General features: G+C 70.0%; 17 protein-coding genes and 1 pseudogene. 15 read left to right on the forward strand and 3 right to left on the reverse strand.

Going from position 1 to position 17,985, the window contains the following annotated elements:
• Window positions 1-50: 50 nt before the first annotated feature.
• The gene (locus ACXKR8_RS40925) at window positions 51-773 is read left to right on the forward strand and encodes an HAD family hydrolase (RefSeq protein ID WP_458275217.1); all 723 of its coding nucleotides are present in this window, start codon (window positions 51-53) and stop codon (window positions 771-773) included.
• 292 nt (window positions 774-1,065) lie between these two features.
• Entirely contained in the window at window positions 1,066-2,727 is a 1,662-nt protein-coding gene (locus ACXKR8_RS40930; RefSeq protein ID WP_458269582.1) for an ABC transporter substrate-binding protein, read from the forward strand.
• Window positions 2,728-2,806: 79 nt separating this feature from the next.
• On the opposite strand, the gene ACXKR8_RS40935 is transcribed toward ACXKR8_RS40930, so the two are convergent.
• Window positions 2,807-3,478, reverse strand: coding sequence for a response regulator (locus ACXKR8_RS40935; RefSeq protein WP_458269583.1), 672 nt, complete (start codon window positions 3,476-3,478; stop codon window positions 2,807-2,809).
• Window positions 3,479-3,522: 44 nt separating this feature from the next.
• Window positions 3,523-4,383, reverse strand: a complete 861-nt coding sequence (locus ACXKR8_RS40940; RefSeq protein WP_458269584.1) for a RecB family exonuclease — start codon at window positions 4,381-4,383, stop codon at window positions 3,523-3,525.
• 97 nt (window positions 4,384-4,480) lie between these two features.
• Here ACXKR8_RS40940 and ACXKR8_RS40945 point away from each other — a divergent pair, with 97 nt between their 5' ends.
• The 3 genes from ACXKR8_RS40945 (at window position 4,481) to ACXKR8_RS40955 (ending at window position 7,355) form a co-directional block, all read left to right on the forward strand.
• Window positions 4,481-5,671: a site-2 protease family protein gene (locus tag ACXKR8_RS40945; protein ID WP_458269585.1), complete on the forward strand. Its 1,191-nt coding sequence runs from the start codon at window positions 4,481-4,483 to the stop codon at window positions 5,669-5,671.
• Between the two features lie 44 nt (window positions 5,672-5,715).
• Window positions 5,716-6,681 carry a tRNA (adenine-N1)-methyltransferase gene (locus ACXKR8_RS40950; RefSeq protein WP_458269586.1) on the forward strand — a complete coding sequence of 322 codons (966 nt, stop codon included), beginning with the start codon at window positions 5,716-5,718 and terminating at the stop codon, window positions 6,679-6,681.
• Window positions 6,682-6,791: 110 nt separating this feature from the next.
• The gene (locus ACXKR8_RS40955) at window positions 6,792-7,355 is read left to right on the forward strand and encodes a hypothetical protein (protein WP_458269587.1); all 564 of its coding nucleotides are present in this window, start codon (window positions 6,792-6,794) and stop codon (window positions 7,353-7,355) included.
• A 29-nt stretch (window positions 7,356-7,384) separates the two neighbouring features.
• On the opposite strand, the gene ACXKR8_RS40960 is transcribed toward ACXKR8_RS40955, so the two are convergent.
• A complete protein-coding gene (locus ACXKR8_RS40960) occupies window positions 7,385-7,672 on the reverse strand; it encodes a ferredoxin (RefSeq protein ID WP_458269588.1) in 288 nt (95 codons plus the stop codon).
• Between the two features lie 216 nt (window positions 7,673-7,888).
• Between ACXKR8_RS40960 and arc the strand changes: the two genes are divergently transcribed.
• The 10 genes and pseudogenes from arc (at window position 7,889) to ACXKR8_RS41010 (ending at window position 17,980) form a co-directional block, all read left to right on the forward strand.
• Window positions 7,889-9,655 (forward strand): proteasome ATPase, encoded by a 1,767-nt coding sequence (arc, locus tag ACXKR8_RS40965; RefSeq protein WP_458269589.1) that lies wholly within the window; start codon window positions 7,889-7,891, stop codon window positions 9,653-9,655.
• Between the two features lie 196 nt (window positions 9,656-9,851).
• Entirely contained in the window at window positions 9,852-11,372 is a 1,521-nt protein-coding gene (gene dop, locus ACXKR8_RS40970; protein WP_458269590.1) for a depupylase/deamidase Dop, read from the forward strand.
• 200 nt (window positions 11,373-11,572) lie between these two features.
• Window positions 11,573-11,791, forward strand: a complete 219-nt coding sequence (locus ACXKR8_RS40975; RefSeq protein ID WP_458269591.1) for a ubiquitin-like protein Pup — start codon at window positions 11,573-11,575, stop codon at window positions 11,789-11,791.
• Window positions 11,792-11,802: 11 nt separating this feature from the next.
• On the forward strand, window positions 11,803-11,964 hold the full coding sequence (locus tag ACXKR8_RS40980; protein ID WP_458269592.1) for a hypothetical protein: 162 nt from the start codon (window positions 11,803-11,805) through the stop codon (window positions 11,962-11,964).
• Window positions 11,965-12,036: 72 nt separating this feature from the next.
• On the forward strand, window positions 12,037-12,882 hold the full coding sequence (prcB, locus tag ACXKR8_RS40985; RefSeq protein WP_458269593.1) for a proteasome subunit beta: 846 nt from the start codon (window positions 12,037-12,039) through the stop codon (window positions 12,880-12,882).
• Between the two features lie 57 nt (window positions 12,883-12,939).
• A complete protein-coding gene (gene prcA, locus ACXKR8_RS40990; RefSeq protein ID WP_458269594.1) occupies window positions 12,940-13,686 on the forward strand; it encodes a proteasome subunit alpha in 747 nt (248 codons plus the stop codon).
• Window positions 13,687-13,845: 159 nt separating this feature from the next.
• Entirely contained in the window at window positions 13,846-15,207 is a 1,362-nt protein-coding gene (pafA, locus tag ACXKR8_RS40995; RefSeq protein ID WP_458269595.1) for a Pup--protein ligase, read from the forward strand.
• A 171-nt stretch (window positions 15,208-15,378) separates the two neighbouring features.
• Window positions 15,379-16,395 (forward strand): FKBP-type peptidyl-prolyl cis-trans isomerase, encoded by a 1,017-nt coding sequence (locus ACXKR8_RS41000; protein WP_458269596.1) that lies wholly within the window; start codon window positions 15,379-15,381, stop codon window positions 16,393-16,395.
• Window positions 16,396-16,457: 62 nt separating this feature from the next.
• Complete coding sequence (locus tag ACXKR8_RS41005) at window positions 16,458-16,829, forward strand: FKBP-type peptidyl-prolyl cis-trans isomerase (RefSeq protein WP_458269597.1); 372 nt, start codon at window positions 16,458-16,460, stop codon at window positions 16,827-16,829.
• Window positions 16,830-16,970: 141 nt separating this feature from the next.
• Window positions 16,971-17,980 (forward strand): annotated as a pseudogene (locus ACXKR8_RS41010) (helix-turn-helix transcriptional regulator).
• The last annotated feature ends 5 nt before the right edge of the window (window positions 17,981-17,985 follow it).

The following is a 17,985-nucleotide window of genomic DNA, read 5'->3' on the forward strand; positions in this document are numbered from 1 at the left end:
GGCGGGGCACGCTTATGCTGGTCTGCCCCGTCCAGGAAAGTTGTGTGCACGTGACCACCTTCGCCACCGCGCCGTCCCTCGACCGCGAATCCACCGGTCTGCAGGCCGTGCTGCTGGACCTGGACGGCACGCTGGTCGACACCGAGGACTTCTGGTGGGAGGCCGAGTCCGGGCTGCTCGCCGAGCTGGGCCACCCGCTGGACCCGGCGGAGCGGCAGGTGGTGGTCGGCGGGCCGATGAGCCGGGTGGTGGCGCACCTGCTCGCGGTGACCGGGGCCGCGCTGACGGCCGAGGAGTTCGGCCCGATGATCAACGAGCGCTTCGCCGAACTGGTCGGCCGGGGCGTCCCGGTCCGCCCCGGCGCGCTGGCGCTGCTCAAGGAGCTGGCGGCCGAGGGCGTGCCGACGGTGCTGGTGTCCGCCTCGCACCGGCGGATCATCGACCTGGTGCTGCGGACGCTGGGCCCGGAGCATTTCGCCTTCTCGGTGGCCGGGGACGAGGTGGAGCGCACCAAGCCGCACCCGGACCCGTATCTGGTCGCCGCCGCCCGGCTCGGGGTCGACCCGGCCCGCTGCGTGGTGGTGGAGGACTCCCCGACCGGTGTGGCCTCGGGGGAGGCTGCCGGCTGCCGGATGGTCGTTGTGCCGTCCGTCACACCCATCGGACCGGCCCCCGGCCGGACCGTGCTGGCGTCCCTGGAACTGCTGGACGTGGCCCTGTTGCGCCGTCTGATCCCGGCCGTCGAGGTCGTTGCTGACGGGCAGTCAAGGTAACTACCTGCTAACGCCAAATCGGGCATATCAGCATATTGTCCTTCAATTTTCGGATCTTCACAGAACCCTGCGTCAGGGTTGTCTGCAAGCGGGCGGAATCGTATGGCACGCTACAGGCGACCGAACCACTGTGCGCTCAGTGCGACACCCCTCGCGGTGGTGTCCGCAGGCGCTCGACACCCTCACGCCTCGCCGCCGCAGCCTTGCGGTCGACCCCGTCCAGGGGTGGTGGCGCGGTCGTACGACCTCCGGTACCGGTGCCCACAGCTCCGGCCAGGACACGAAGGATGACATGTCTGCAGCGAAACGACTGGGGACGCTCGGCTGCGTCGGCCTGCTCGCAACGACCGCCGCGTGCGGCTCCTCGGCCTCCAGCGGGGTCGCCGGGGTGCCGAAGACCACCATGAGCATGGGCACCGTCAGCGCCTACACCAGCCTCGACCCGGCCGGCGCCTATGACGCGGGCTCCTGGATGGTCTTCTACAACGTCTACCAGGGTCTGCTCACGTTCCTGCCGGGATCCACCGTGCCGACCCCGGACGCCGCGCAGAAGTGCGACTTCGTCGGCACCGACTACCTGACCTACCAGTGCACCCTGATCAAGGGCCTGACCTTCTCCAACGGGGACCCGCTGGACGCGGCCGCGGTGAAGTTCTCGCTCGACCGGGTGATGACCATCGGCGGCGAGACGCTGCCGGACAAGACGCCCGCCGACAACGGCTCCGGCGTCAGCGGCCTGCTCAGCACCATGAAGTCGATCGACATCAGCGGCACCACCACGGTCACCTTCCACCTGAAGACCGCGGACGCCACCTTCCCCGACCGGCTGGCCTCCGGCGTCGGCGAGATCGTGGACCCCAAGGCCTACTCGGGGACCCGGGTGCTCCCCGGGGTCGGCGGCACCGTGGTCGGCTCCGGCGTCTACAAGGTCGACTCGGTGCAGACCACCAAGGACAGCTCCGGCACCGAGGTCCCGACCTCGATCAAGCTGTCGCTCAACCCGAGCTACCAGGGCGCCTACAGCAAGATGAAGCCCGTCAACTCGGGCGTCACCCTGTCCTACTTCGACGCCCCTTCGGACATTCGCAAGGCCCTGGACAGCGGCAAGATCGACCTCAACGCCAACAGCGACCTCGCCTCCAAGGACATCGTCGAGCTCGAGGGCTCGCAGCAGCTGGGCAAGGGCCTCCAGGTCGTCGAGGGTGCGGGCAGCAACACCCGGATGATGGTGCTGAACACCAAGACCGCGCCGTTCGACAACGTGGCGGTGCGGCAGGCGATCGGCAAGCTGATCGACCGCGACGCCATCGCCGACACCTACGAGCACACGGTCACCCCGCTGTACTCGGTGATCCCGCAGGGCATCGGCGACCAGACCACGCCGTTCGAGTCCAGCCCCTACGACGTCAAGCCGCTCAGCCCGTCGGTGGTGCGGAAGTCGCTCAAGGGCGTCACCCTGCCGATCCCGTTCACGCTGACGTACGCCGCCAACTCGGTCGGCGGCAACGCCGAGGCCGCGCAGATCAAGAAGACCCTGGAGGCCGGCGGCATCTTCAAGGTCAAGCTGGCCACCGAGCCCACCCTGGGCAAGATGATCCCGCTCTGGGCCGGCCACAAGCTGCCCGCCTCACTGACCGGCTGGCAGCCCGACTACCCGGACCCGGACGACTACGTGTCCCCGTTCGTGGGCGCCAACAACACCTTCGGCAACGGCTACGCGCCGTCGACCATCATCAAGAGCCTGACCCCGCTCAGCCTGAAGCAGCCGAACCGGGCGGACGACTCCACGGCGCAGACCTTCGCGACCATCCAGAAGCAGTTCGCCGAGGACGCGGCCTACATCCCGCTGTGGCAGAACAAGCAGTTCATCGTGACCCAGGCCGATGTCACCGGGGTCCCGCTGACCCTGGACACCGCCTCGATCATGCGGTTCTGGATGATCGGCAAGAGCTGACCCCAGGCATTGCCGCAGGGGCCGGGCTCGGGCGCAGTGCCCGAGCCCGGCCCCTGCCGCGTCCTCCGGGGGACGGCCCTCAGCCGTTGCCGGGCCGGACCAGCCCGCTCTCGTAGGCGAACACCGCCGCCTGCACCCGGTCCCGCAGCCCCAGCTTGGTCAGCACATGCCCGACGTGGGTCTTCACCGTGGTCTCGCTGACGAACAGCTCCCCGGCCACCTCGGCGTTGGACAGGCCGCGGGCGACCAGCTTCAGCACCTCGACCTCCCGCTCGGTCAGCGTCGCCAGCGAGGGCGGCGGGGCCTCGTCGCCGGAGGGCAGCCGCCCGGCGTACATGTCCAGCAGCCGCCGGGTGACGCTGGGGGCCAGCATCGCCGCGCCGTCCGCGACCACCCGGATCGCCTGCACCAGCTCCTCGGCCGGGACGTCCTTCAGCAGGAAGCCGCTGGCCCCGGCGCGCAGTGCCTCCACCACGTACTCGTCCAGGTCGAAGGTGGTCAGCACCAGGACCTTGGCCGGGCCGTCGCGGCCGGGCCCGGCGATCCGGCGGGTCGCCTCCACCCCGTCCATCCGCGGCATCCGGATGTCCATCAGCACCACGTCCGGCTGCAGCACCCGGACCTGGTCCAGCGCCTGCTGGCCGTCGCCGGCCTCGCCGACCACCGCGATGTCGGTCTCGGCCTCCAGAATCATCCGGAATCCGGTGCGGAGCAGCGGCTGGTCGTCGACCAGCAGCACTCGGATCGCCACAACTTGCTCCACTCGTCAGAGGCCCACAGGAATCACGGCCGTGATCACAGCTCTACAGGGAGAGGGTATGCCGGGGGAGTGCCGCCGAAGGCCGGGCACAGCGCCTGGTACGAACACCAGTCGCAGAGCCGGTTGCGGTTGGCCGGCCACTCGCCGGTGGCCAGCGCCCGCTGGATCGCCTCCCACAGCGCCAGCAGCTTCTGCTCCACCGCCTTGAGATCGGCCGGGTCGGGGTCGTAGGAGACGATCTGCCCGCCGCCGCCCAGGTAGACCAGCTGCAGCCGGCGCGGCACCACGCCGCGCAGCCGCCACAGCACCAGCGCGTAGAACTTCATCTGAAACATGGCCTTGCCCTCGTAGTCCCGGGCCGGGGCCTTGCCGGTCTTGTAGTCGACCACCCTGACCTCGCCGGTCGGGGCCACGTCCACCCGGTCCACATAGCCGCGCAGCCGCAGCCCGGACTCCAGCTCGGTCTCCACATAGAGCTCGCGCTCGGCCGGCTCCAGCCGGTTCGGGTCCTCCAGCCGGAACCAGCTGTCCAGCAGCTTCTCCGCGTCGCCGAGCCAGCCGGCCAGCTCGCTGCCGTCCGCGTCCGCGGGGAACAGCTGGGCCAGCTCCGGCCGCTTCTCCAGCAGCCGCTGCCACTCCGGGCGCAGCAGCGCCCGCGCCGCCTCCGGGGTGCGCCGGCCCGCGGGCGCGTCGAACAGCCGCTCCAGCACGGCGTGCACCACCGTGCCCCGGGTGGCGGCGGGACTGGGCGGCTCCGGGATCCGGTCGATCACCCGCAGCCGGTAGAGCAGCGGGCAGGTCATGAAGTCCCCCGCCCGCGAGGGCGAGAGCGCCACCGGTACGGTGGCCGGGCGGGCGGTGTCGGTCGCTGGGCGGACGGTGTCGGGCGATTGCATGGCCCGACCCTATGCCCGGGCACCGACAGCGCACCGGCGGACCGCGTAGCCTGGCGGACGGGCCCGTCTCCGGGCGCACCGCCGTGAGGGAGCCGCAGTGAGCGACAGCAAGGGGGACCGCCCGCCCGGCGCGCTGCTGATGGGGCGCCCGTTCGGGGTGCCGGTCTACGTCACCCCGGCCTGGTTCGTCATCGCCGCGCTGATCACCTGGACCTTCGGCGGCCAGATCGAGGTGCTGCTGCCCGGCCTCGGCCGGACCCGCTACCTGGTGGCGCTGTTCTTCGCGGTGGCCTTCTACGGCTCGGTGCTGATCCACGAGCTGGCCCACACCGTGGTCGCGCTGCGGCTGAGCCTCCCGGTGCGGCGGATCCAGCTGCAGTTCTTCGGCGGCGTCTCCGAGATCGAGAAGGACGCCGACACCCCGGGCCGCGAGTTCTGGCTGGCCTTCGTCGGACCGCTGCTCTCCCTGGTGCTCGGCGGGGTGTTCCTGCTGGCGCTGCAGCTGGTGCAGACCGCGACGGTGCCCGGCGTGCTGATCGCCGCGCTGATGCTCAGCAACTTCGTGGTGGCCGCCTTCAACCTGCTCCCCGGGATGCCGCTGGACGGCGGCCGGATGCTGCGGGCCGCCGTCTGGAAGGCCACCGGCAAGCCGATGGCGGGCACCCTGGCCGCCGCTTGGGCCGGAAAGCTGCTGGCCCTGCTGGTGCTGGTCGGCATGCCCACCTGGGCCGCCTACCAGGGCCCGCGGCAGACCCTGACCACGCTGCTGATCGACGCGGTGCTGGGCGCGATGCTGGCCGCGATCATCTGGAACGGGGCCGGCAGCAGCCTGCGGATCGCCCGGCTGCGCGAGCGGCTGCCCGAGCTCAGCGCCCGCGGCCTGGCCAGGCCCGCGGTGGAGGTGTCCGCCGACACCCCCCTCGCCGAGGCGCTGCGGCAGCTGGAGCAGGCCGAGGCGCGGGCCCTGGTGGTGGTCGACGGCGCCGGACGGCCGACCGCCCTGGTCCGCGAGCACCTGGTCAGGACCATCCCCGAGCACCGCCGCCCCTGGACCGCCACCGGGGCGGTCTCCCGGGAGCTGGAGCCGGGGCTGCGGCTCTCCGCCGAACTGGCCGGGGAGGAGTTGCTGGACGCGCTGCGGGCCAGCCCGGCCGCCGAGTACCTGGTGCTGGAGTCGGACGGCGCCACCCTGGGCGTGCTCGCCGCCGTGGACGTGGAACAGGCCTTCGCGCTGGCGATGGCCGGGCAGTCGCCGATCCCGGTCCCCTCGGCCGCCCCGGCCGCCTGAGGGCGTGGTCAACGGGCCCTGCGGGCTCCTCTAGACTGAGCGGCATGTCAGAACCGACCGGCGCCGCCCGCCGCCGCGGGCCTTTTCAGGTCGGGGACCAGGTCCAGCTCACCGACCCCAAGGGTCGCCACCACACCATCACGCTCGAGCCCGGCAAGGCGTTCCACACCCACAAGGGCGCCTTCCCGCACGACGAGCTGATCGGGGCCCCCGAGGGCTCCGTGGTGCGCACCACTGGGAACACCGCATACCTCGCGCTGCGCCCCCTGCTCTCCGACTACGTCCTCTCCATGCCGCGCGGCGCCGCGGTGGTCTACCCCAAGGACGCGGGGCAGATCGTCACCATGGCCGACATCTTCCCCGGTGCCCGCGTCGTCGAGGCCGGCGTCGGCTCCGGCGCGCTCAGCTGCTCCCTGCTCCGCGCCGTGGGCGACAGCGGTTCGCTGTCCTCCTACGAGCGCCGCGAGGACTTCGCCGAGATCGCGAAGAACAACGTCGAGCGCTACTTCGGCAGCCCGCACCCGGCCTGGAAGCTCACCCTCGGCGACCTCCAGGACAACCTGGTGGAGACCGAGGTCGACCGCATGGTGCTGGACATGCTCGCCCCGTGGGAGTGCCTGGACGTGGCTGCCAAGGCCCTCGTCCCCGGCGGGGTGATCTGCTGCTACGTGGCCACCACCACCCAGCTGTCGCGCACCGTCGAGGCGCTGCGCGAGCACGGGAACTTCACCGAGCCGCAGGCCTGGGAGTCGATGGTCCGCAACTGGCACGTCGAGGGCCTGGCCGTGCGCCCGGACCACCGCATGATCGGGCACACCGGCTTCCTGCTCACCTCCCGTCGGCTCGCCGACGGAGTGGAGCCGCCGCTGCGCCGCCGCCGCCCGGCCAAGGGCGCCTACGGCGACGTGGAGGCCCCGGTGCCGCCCAAGACCGGCCGCTTCCTCAAGGCCGCCGAGGACGCCGCGCCGGAGCTCGCCGAGGACACTGTTCAGGAACCTGAACAGGACTGAACCGCCGTCAGACCCTTCTGCCCGCCCGGACCGCACCGGGCGGGCAGCGGCATTTCCGGTATGGGAAGCTTCTCGGCGAAGTCGTACCACGCACCGCGGAGAGGGACGAGATGGACCAGCAGCAGGGACTCGCCCACACCCGCACCCGTCCGGCGCACTGGCTGGGCACCGCCCTCGCCCTCGGCGCCGTGGTCGCCGCGGCGGTCGCACTGGCCCCGGCCGGCGCCGCGGCCCCGGTCGCCGACGGACCGCACACCGTCCCCGCCTCGGCCGCCCCCGACCCGGCCCGGGTGGCCTTCCCGCTGGACTGCGCCGGGCTGCCGACCAAGGTCACCCAGCGCTTCAGCGCCGACACCAGCGGCAACGGCTCGGTGGTCACCGTGGTGGCGGTGCACTGCGACGCGCAGAACGGCACCCCGCCGGACGGCCTCTACGTGCTGCGGGCCGGGCCCGGCGGGAAGCCGCGGATCGCGGCCACGCTGATCAGCCCCGGCCAGAACCTGACCGTGCGGAAACTCGGGCTGCGGGCCGACGGCGCGATCCACGCCTCGGTCGACGGCTACTCCTCGGCGGACGCCCCCCGCTGCTGCCCCGACCTGCACCAGACGTACACCTGGACGCCGGGACCTGACGGCTACTCACGTACCGTCACCGTGCCACTCTCGCAAGTGTGACCTTGATCACATAGCGCCCCCGGATGCCTTCAGTCGGCGTCCGGCCCGTACACCTCGACCAGGTCCCGGCTGCGGCGGACGTGGATGCAGTCGCCGGGGCACTCCTTGGCTGAATCCACCACGTCCTGAAGCAGCGTCAGCGGTACCGGGACCGTCGCGCCGGGCTCGGCCAGCAGCTCGTCGCCAGCGCCGCGGACATAGGCCAGGCCGTCGATGTCCAGCTCGAACACCTCGGGCGCGTACTGCACGCAGATGCCGTCCCCCGTGCAGAGGTCCTGGTCGATCCACACCTCAAGAGGCTCGTCCTGCGAGGACATACCGCCCGCCGTTCCTGGTTGTGACAAGTCTTGACCCGATCGACTGTACAACTGCTCGCTTCCGGACCGTCACGAGTGGGTATCCCCGTACCGAGGGGACGTGCGCAAGGGTGAAGATCAGACACACCCCTTCCGACTTTCTGATCTAGGGGTTCCAACGGGACACGGCGCGGGTAGGGTCGGGTCACGTTCAGCTCCCCGGAGGAGGTGAGGACCGTGGCAGCCCACGACGACGACTACACCCGCGGCGGCAGGCCCGCACGGGGTTCTGAGGAAGCCCTCAGTCAGGTTTCCTTTCTTGAGCAGGAGATTGCCGTCCTGCGCCGCAAGATCGCAGAGTCCCCGCGACACGCGAGGATCCTCGAGGAGCGGGTCGTAGAACTCCAGACCAACCTGGCCGGAGTCACCGCTCAGAACGAGCGGCTCGCCTCGACCCTGAGGGAGGCCCGCGACCAGATCGTGGCCCTCAAGGAGGAGGTGGACCGGCTCGCCCAGCCGCCGGCCGGCTTCGGCACGTTCCTGACCGCCAACGAGGACGGCACCGCCGACATCTTCACCGGCGGCCGCAAGCTGAGGGTGAACGTCACCCCGAGCCTGGCCCTGGACGAGCTCACGCGCGGCCAGGAAGTCATGCTCAACGAGGCACTCAACATCGTCGACGCGATGGAGTTCGAGAGCATCGGCGACATCGTCACCCTCAAGGAGGTCCTCGAGGACGGCGAGCGCGCCCTGGTCACCGGACACACCGACGAGGAGCGGGTGGTCCGGCTCGCCGAACCGCTGCGCGGGATCAAGCTCCGCTCCGGCGACGCCCTGCTGCTGGAGCCCCGTTCGGGCTACGTCTACGAGGTCGTCCCCAAGAGCGAGGTCGAGGACCTGGTCCTCGAGGAGGTCCCGGACATCGACTACGACCGGATCGGCGGTCTGGGCAGCCAGATCGAGATGATCCGCGACGCGGTCGAGCTCCCGTACCTGCACGCCGAGCTGTTCAAGGAGTACGAGCTGCGCCCGCCCAAGGGCGTCCTGCTCTACGGCCCGCCCGGATGCGGTAAGACCCTGATCGCCAAGGCGGTCGCGAACTCCCTGGCCAAGAAGGTGGCGGAGGTCACCGGACAGCCCCAGGGGAAGAGCTACTTCCTCAACATCAAGGGCCCCGAGCTGCTCAACAAGTACGTCGGCGAGACCGAGCGGCAGATCCGCCTGGTCTTCCAGCGGGCCCGTGAGAAGGCCAGCGAGGGCACCCCGGTCATCGTCTTCTTCGACGAGATGGAGTCGCTGTTCCGCACCCGCGGATCCGGTGTCAGCTCGGACGTGGAGAACACCATCGTCCCGCAGCTGCTCGCCGAGATCGACGGCGTGGAGGGCCTGGAGAACGTCATCGTCATCGGGGCATCCAACCGCGAGGACATGATCGACCCGGCGATCCTGCGGCCCGGACGGCTGGACGTCAAGATCAAGATCGAGCGTCCGGACGCCGAGGCGGCCAAGGACATCTTCAGCAAGTACCTGAAGAACTCGCTGCCGCTGCACCCCGACGACGTCAAGGAACACGGCTCCTCGGTGGACGCCACCATCGACGCCATGATCCAGGCCGTCGTGGAGCGGATGTACACCGAGACCGAGGAGAACCGCTTCCTGGAGGTCACCTACGCCAACGGTGACAAGGAGGTCCTGTACTTCAAGGACTTCAACTCCGGCGCGATGATCCAGAACATCGTCGACCGTTCGAAGAAGATGGCCATCAAGGACTTCCTCGACAAGGGCCAGCGCGGCCTGCGGGTGACCCACCTGCTCGCCGCCTGCGTGGACGAGTTCAAGGAGAACGAGGACCTTCCCAACACCACCAACCCGGACGACTGGGCCCGCATCTCCGGCAAGAAGGGCGAGCGGATCGTCTTCATCCGCACGCTCGTCACCGGCAAGCAGGGCGCCGACTCCGGCCGCTCCATCGACACTGTCGCCAACACCGGGCAGTACCTGTAGGAAGCTGGACCGCCACCGTCCGGCTGCGGCTCTGCCCGCAGCCGGACGGTTCGCGTCCGGATACCTCTTCAAGACCCATCAGGAACAACTCCGGGCGGTGATCTCCCGGTTGTCAGTGCGCAGTTCTAGGCTCGGGTTACCGAACCGGGCCGACCGCGGGCGGTGAGTCGTCAGCGGCAGTTCGAAGGAGGGCCGCATGACTGTACGGCGCGTCATGGGAATCGAGACGGAGTACGGGATCTCCGTCCCGGGGCACCCCAACGCCAACGCCATGCTCACCTCGTCGCAGGTGGTCAACGCCTACGCGGCGGCGATGCACCGGGCGCGGCGGGCCCGCTGGGACTTCGAGGAGGAGAACCCGCTGCGCGACGCGCGGGGCTTCGACCTGGCCAGGGAGACCGCGGACGCCAGCCAGCTGACCGACGAGGACATCGGCCTCGCCAACATCATCCTCACCAACGGCGCCCGCTTCTACGTGGACCACGCCCACCCCGAGTACAGCTCGCCCGAGGTCACCAACCCGCTGGACGCGGTGCTCTGGGACAAGGCCGGCGAGCGGATCATGGAGGAGTCCGCGGTCCGCGCGCTCCAGGTGCCCGGGGCGCTGCCGATCCACCTCTACAAGAACAACACCGACAACAAGGGCGCCTCCTACGGGACCCATGAGAACTACCTGATGAAGCGGTCGACCCCGTTCGCCGACATCGTCAAGCACCTGACCCCGTTCTTCGTCTCCCGGCAGGTCTTCACCGGCGCGGGCCGGGTCGGCATCAACCAGGACGGCTCCGCCGACGGCTTCCAGATCAGCCAGCGGGCGGACTACTTCGAGGTCGAGGTCGGCCTGGAGACCACGCTCAAACGGCCCATCATCAACACCCGCGACGAACCCCACGCCGACGCCGAGAAGTACCGCCGGCTGCATGTCATCATCGGCGACGCCAACCTCTCCGAGATCTCCACCTACCTGAAGCTGGGCACCACCGCGCTGGTGCTCTCCATGATCGAGGACGGCTTCATCAATGTGGACCTGGTGGTGGACCAGCCGGTCCGCACCCTGCACCGGGTCTCCCACGACCCGGACCTGGGCCACCTGCTCTCGCTGCGCAGCGGCCGGAAGATGACCGCGGTCCAGCTCCAGATGGAGTACTGCGAGCTGGCCCGCAAGTACGTCGAGGACCGCTTCGGGGCGGACGCCGACGACCAGACCAAGGACGTCCTGGACCGCTGGGAGGACGTGCTGGGCCGGCTGGAGAGCGACCCGATGAGCCTGTCCCGGCAGCTGGACTGGATCGCCAAGCGGGAGCTGCTGGAGGGCTACCGCAACCGGGACGGCCTGGACTGGGACAGCCCCCGGCTGCAACTGGTCGACCTGCAGTACGCCGACGTGAGGGCCGAGAAGGGCCTCTACAACCGCCTGGCGCAGCGCGGGCGGATGGACAGGCTGCTGGACGAGGCGGACGTGCTGCGGGCGGCGCACAAGCCGCCGGAGGACACCCGGGCGTACTTCCGCGGGCGCTGTCTGGAGCAGTACGCCGACCATGTGGCCGCGGCCTCCTGGGACTCGGTCATCTTCGACCTGCCGGGGCGGGACTCGCTGCAGCGGGTGCCGACCCTGGAGCCGCTCCGGGGCACCCGCAAGCACGTCAAGGCGCTGCTGGACCGGTGCCGCACGGCGGAGGAGCTGGTCCGGGTCCTGTCCGGCGGGGCCGGCTCCTGAACATCTGTCCGCTTCGGGCGTAACCGCTCCGTAGTCAGGCATCACTACGGGTGAACGCGAAAGCTGATGGGCATCATCCCAGCAGCACCGGACGTTGAAGACGTAGCGCAACTGGACACGCAAAACGCGAGGCGGTTGTCACCCCTCGTGTATAGGGTCTGACCAGCAGTGCCGAACACTATCCGAGCGGGGTGAGGGACATGGCGACCAAGGACACCGACGGCGGCCAGCAGCGGGCGAACCGCTCCTCCGAGGAGGTCGAGGAGGACCAGGTCGAGACGACCGAGGCCTCCGACCTCAAGGAGCGCAAGGCAAAGCTCGACGAGGACGTGGACTCCGTCCTCGACGACATCGACGAGATCCTCGAGTCCGACGCCGAGTCTTTCGTCCGGAGTTACGTGCAAAAAGGCGGCCAGTAGCCTTAGGGATCATGGAATCCAAGGTCACGGACACCCGCAAGCGCGATGAACGGCGCGCGCTGAAGGGTGCTCCGATGCGGTTCCCGAAGGCATGGAGCGTTGTCGTCGACACCGCCTGCGATCTGTTTGAATCCCGACCCGGAACACGTGGATCACGCCCGCAAAGCGGGTAGGGTCCGAGCCATCCTCTGCTTCAACTGCGGTGGCGGGCTCCGGCGTGGGGCCGACTATCTGGAAGGGAACGTGTGGAAGCCAACACTCGTGGCACCGGGCGTCTACCGGCTGCCTTCTTGACACCGGGGTCGTCGTCCTTCGTCGAATTCCTGGCGGACCACCAGCCGGAGCTGCTGCCCGGGCGCAGGGTGCTGCCCCCCGGGTTCCAGCCGCTGGAGGCCCCGCACGGGACCACCATCGTCTCGGTCACCTTCGACGGCGGGGTGATCCTCGCCGGTGACCGCCGCGCCACCATGGGGAACCTGATCGCCCAGCGGGACATCGAGAAGGTGTTCCCCGCGGACGAGTACTCCGCGGTCGGCATCGCCGGCACCGCGGGCCTCGCCGTGGAGATGGTCCGGCTGTTCCAGCTGGAGCTCGAGCACTACGAGAAGATCGAGGGCACCCAGCTCTCCCTGGAGGGCAAGGCCAACCGCCTGACCACCATGATCCGCGGCAACCTCGGCATGGCCATGCAGGGCCTCGCCGTGGTGCCCCTCTTCGCCGGCTACGACCTCGACCTCGGCCGCGGCCGGATCTTCAGCTACGACGTCACCGGCGGCCGCTCCGAGGAGCTCGGCTTCGCCGCCACCGGCTCCGGTTCACTCTTCGCCAAGGGCTCGCTGAAGAAGCTCTACCGCCGCGACCTGACGGCCGAACAGGCCACCACCGCGGTCGTCCAGGCCCTCTACGACGCCGCCGACGACGACTCGGCGACCGGCGGCCCGGACCTGACCCGGGGCATCTTCCCGATCGTCGGCGTCATCACCGAGGACGGCTTCCGCCGGCTCCCGGACGAGGAGGTCGGGGCGCTGGCCCGGAGCATCCTCGACCACCGGCTGGAGTTCCCCAACGGCCCCCAGGCCGGGCTGCTCTAACCCCTTCCACTTATCTGCTTACTTGTTCACCCGACTGATCAGAAGGGGCGACCGCCGGTGTCGACGCCGTTCTACGTCTCACCCCAGCAGGCCATGGCCGACCGCGCGGAGTACGCCCGCAAGGGCATCGCGCGCGGCCGCAGCGTGGTCGTGCTCACCTATGCCGACGGCATCGTCTTCGTGGCTGAGAACACCTCCCGGGCGCTGCACAAGGTTTCCGAGATCTACGACCGCATCGCCTTCGCCGCGGTCGGCCGCTACAACGAGTTCGAGAACCTCAGGATCGGCGGCGTCCGCTACGCCGACCTGCGCGGATACTCCTACGACCGCGCGGACGTCAACGCCCGCGGCCTTGCCAACGTGTACGCCCAGACCCTGGGCACGATCTTCTCCAGCACCGGCGAGAAGCCGTACGAGGTGGAGCTGATCGTGGCCGAGGTCGGCAAGGCCCCGGCCGACGACCAGATCTACCGGCTGACCCCCGACGGCTCGGTCGTCGACGAGCAGCACACGGTCGCGGTGGGCGGGAACTCCGAGTCCATCAGCACCTATCTGGAACAGCGCCACACCGAGGGGCTGACCCTCCCCGAGGCGCTCAAGGTCGCGGTCGAGAGCCTGGCCCGCGACCCCAACGGGGGCCAGGCCAGGACGCTGACCCAGGACCAGCTGGAGGTGGCGGTGCTCGACCGGGCCCGCTGGCAGCAGCGCAAGTTCAAGCGCCTGGTGGGCGACCAGCTGGGCCGCCTGCTCGCGGGTGACGAGACCGCCGCCGGAGACCAGGAAGAAGCACCCGAGGAGGGCTGAGCCGCCCTGCTCACCGGGGGCGCGCGCGGACGGACCCGCCGGCGCTCGCCCCCGCCCCTCGGCCGAACTGACGGTAGATCACGACGCTGGGGCACATCCGGTTTCGGACACGGTCCCACAGTGCACATCTTGAGTGAGGGCCGGCGAAGGGGAGAGACCATGGACCGCAGAATCTTCGGACTGGAGAACGAGTACGGCGTCACCTGCACCTTCCGCGGCCAGCGACGGCTCTCCCCGGACGAGGTGGCCCGCTACCTCTTCCGCCGGGTGGTCTCCTGGGGCCGCAGCAGCAACGTCTTCCTCCGCAACGGCGCCCGGCTCTACCTGGACGTCGGCTCGCACCCCGAGTACGCCACGCCCGAGTGCGACGACGTCGCCGAGCTGGTCACCCACGACAAGGCGGGGGAGCGGATCCTCGAGGGCCTGCTGGTGGACGCCGAGCGCCGGCTCCACGAGGAGGGCATCGCCGGGGACGTCTACCTCTTCAAGAACAACACCGACTCGGCCGGGAACTCCTACGGCTGCCATGAGAACTACCTGGTGGGCCGGCACGGCGAGTTCTCCCGGCTGGCGGACATCCTGATCCCGTTCCTGGTCACCCGGCAGCTGATCTGCGGGGCCGGCAAGGTGCTGCAGACCCCGCGCGGCGCGGTCTACTGCGTCAGCCAGCGGGCGGAGCACATCTGGGAGGGCGTCAGCTCGGCCACCACCCGCTCCCGGCCGATCATCAACACCAGGGACGAGCCGCACGCCGACGCCGAGCGCTACCGCCGGCTGCACGTCATCGTCGGCGACTCCAACATGTCGGAGACCACCACCCTGCTCAAGGTGGGCGCGACCGACCTGGTGCTGAAGATGATCGAAGCCGGGACGGTGCTGCGGGACCTCACCCTGGAGAACCCGATCCGGGCGATCCGCGAGGTCAGCCACGACCTCACCGGCTCCCGCCAGGTCCGCCTCGCCAACGGCCGGGAGGCCAGCGCGCTGGACATCCAGGAGGAGTACTACACCAAGGCCAGCGACTTCGCCGACGCCAAGGGCCTGCGCACCGGGACCATCGCCCAGGTGCTGGAGCTCTGGGGGCGCACCCTGGAGGCGATCAGGGCGCAGGACTTCGCCAAGGTCGAGCGGGAGATCGACTGGGTGATGAAGTACCAGCTGATCGAGCGCTACCGGGAGAAGCACGGCATGAATATGTCGAACCCGAGGGTGGCCCAGATCGACCTGGCGTACCACGACATCCACCGCCGCCGGGGGCTGTTCTACCTGCTGCAGAACAAGGGGCAGGCCGAGCGCACCACCAACGACCTCAAGATCTTCGAGGCCAAGTCGGTGCCCCCGCAGACCACCCGGGCCCGGCTCCGCGGCGACTTCATCCGCCGCGCCCAGGAGCAGCGCCGCGACTTCACCGTCGACTGGGTGCACCTCAAGCTGAACGACCAGGCCCAGCGGACCGTCCTCTGCAAGGACCCGTTCAGGTCGGTGGACGAACGTGTGGAGAAGCTGATTGCCGGTATGTAAGCCGTATAAGCGGCTGAATGTAACAAATCGGTCCCTGTGTCCGCTCAATTGTGGACGCAGGGGCCGCGGAGCTTGCTGATGTGTCCGCAGAAGGTCATAGAGTGGCGAGGACTGACCGTCCGAACCGTTCCGCTCCGACCAAGACGTCGGCAAGACCTCCTAAGGACCATCGTGCGCCGACTCGCCGCTGGGCTGCTCATCGTCCCGGCTCTGCTCCTGACCGGCTGTGGCAGCAGCTCCAAGGCCAAGTCCGCCGACACTGCCAAGCCCCAGGCTTCGGCTTCGTCGTCCGCGACTCCGGCCCCCGTGCCGGTGCCCAAGGTCGTGGACACCACGACCAACCTGCCGAGTGTGGCCGGCGCCTTCGGTACCACGCCCAAGGTGACCATCCCCAGTGGCGTCAAGCCCGACGGCAACTTCGTCGTGCACACCCTGAAGGAGGGGTCGGGCGCGAAGGTCACCTCCACGGATGTCGCGGTCACCAACTTCTCGGTGGTGGACTGGAACACCGGTAAGGCGATCAACAGCGCCTACACCAAGGACAGCGCCCCGCTGGTGCTGACCCTGTCGGCCGGCACCCTGCCCGCGCTCAGCGAGGCCGTGCTCGGACACGCCGAGGGCAGCCGGGTCGAGGTGGTGGCTCCCCCCGGCGCGGCCACCGCGCAGATGGACCCGAGCAACCTGTCGCAGATGGGCGTGACCGCCAAGGACACCCTGGTCTTCGTGGTGGACATCACCAAGAAGGTCGGCGCCAAGGACGACATCAGCGGCAAGCAGGCCGCCTCGCCGGCGAACATGCCGAGCGTGGTCGCCCCGTCCGGCAAGGCCGCCACCTTCACCATCCCGGACAGCACCCGCAAGCCCACCAAGCTGCTGACCTCGGTGCTGATCAAGGGCACCGGGGCCAAGGTGCTGTCGGGCCAGACCATCCTGGTCCAGTACACCGGTGCCACCCTCGCCGACGGCAAGGTCTTCGACTCCTCCTGGAACGACGCGGGCGTGATGGGCACCGTCATCGGCCAGGGCAAGGTCATCCCGGGCTGGGACCAGGGCCTGGTCGGCCAGACGGTCGGCAGCCGGGTGCTGCTCTCCATCCCCTCCGCGCTCGCCTACGGCGCCCAGGGCCAGAGCCCGATCCCGGCCAACGCCAACCTGGTCTTCGTCGTCGACATCCTCGGCGCGGCGTAACGTACTGTCCTGAACTGTCCGGTTCCGGGGGCTGCCCCCGGCCCCAACGAGGAGAACCAACCGTGAGCATCGAGAAGCCGGAGATCGACTTCCCGGGCGGCCAGCCGCCGGCGACGCTGCAGATCAGGGACATCTGGGAGGGCGACGGCGCGGAGGCCAAGCCCGGCCAGAACGTCAGCGTCCACTACGTCGGCGTGGCCTTCAGCACCGGCGAGGAGTTCGACGCCAGCTGGAACCGCGGCTCCGCGTTCCAGTTCCCGCTCGGCGGCGGCCGCGTCATCGCCGGCTGGGACCAGGGTGTCGCGGGCATGAAGGTCGGCGGTCGGCGCGAGCTGATCATCCCGCCGCACCTGGGCTACGGCGACCGCGGCGCCGGCGGCGCCATCAAGCCGGGCGAGACCCTGATCTTCGTGGTCGACCTGCTGGGCGTCTGACCGCAGCGCGGTCTTGAAGCGCGGCCCCGCCTCTACCACAGCAGTGGTGGGGGCGGGGCCGCGCTTTTGCCGTCGGCCCCCGGACCGGTACGGTCGTGTGCGCCGGCCTATTCCGTGGTCGCGCACAGGGAAGGGTGTGCGATGCCCATCGCCAAGTCCGAGCGTCTGATGAACCTCGCGCTCTGTCTGATGAACACCAAGCGACCGCTGAGCAAGCGCGAGCTGCGGGACTCCATCGAGGCATACCGGGAAGCCGCGGACAGCGCCAGCGAGGACTCCTTCAACCGGATGTTCGAGCGGGACAAGGACGACCTGCGCGAGCTGGGCCTGGTCATCGACGTGGACGAGAGCGCCCTCGACGGCGAGCTCGGCTACCTCGCCCGGCGCGACCGCAACCGGCTCCCTGAGATCTCCCTGGACGCCGAGGAGGCCGCCGCGCTGAGCCTGGCGGCCGGCGTCTGGCGGCAGGCCCGGCTGGCCGGGGCCGCCAGCGGCGCCCTGCACAAACTGCGCGCCGCCGGCGTGCTGGTGGACCAGGGCACCGAGGCGCACACCGGCGCCCTGGAGCCCAGGATCCCGGCCCGCGAGGCCGCCTTCGAACCGCTGCTGGGCGCCGCCCGTGACCGCCGCCCGGTCACCTTCGCCTACCGCAAGTCCGGCGCGGCCCAGCCGGAGCCGCGCAGCGTGGAGCCGTGGGCGCTGGAGTGCTGGCACGGCCACTGGTACCTGGCCGGCTTCGACCGGGACCGCAAGGACGTCCGGGTGTTCCGGCTGAGCCGGATCACCGGCCGGGTCAAGGTCCGCAGCGACGCCTTCGGCGCCGAGGTCCCGACCATGTCGACGTCCGGCAGCATGTGGCGCGCTTCGCGGGCGAGGGCGCCACCGCGACCGCCCGGATCCGGCTGCGCCGGGGCGCGGCCTTCCCGCTGCGCACCAAGGCGCTGCAGTCCGAACCGGTCGACGCGGAGTGGGACGAGCTGGAGATCCCGTTCGGCCACGGCCTGGCCTCCGACCTCAGCGAGTTCGGCGCGGACGTGGTCGTGGTGGGCCCGGCCGAGCTGCGGGCCGACGTGATCGCCAGGCTGCGCGCCGTGGCCGGTGCCACTACTGATGCCGGTGCCACTACGAGTGAGGGAGCGTCCGCGCTGTGAGCAAC

The sequence above is a fragment of the Streptacidiphilus sp. PAMC 29251 genome, from assembly GCF_054208735.2.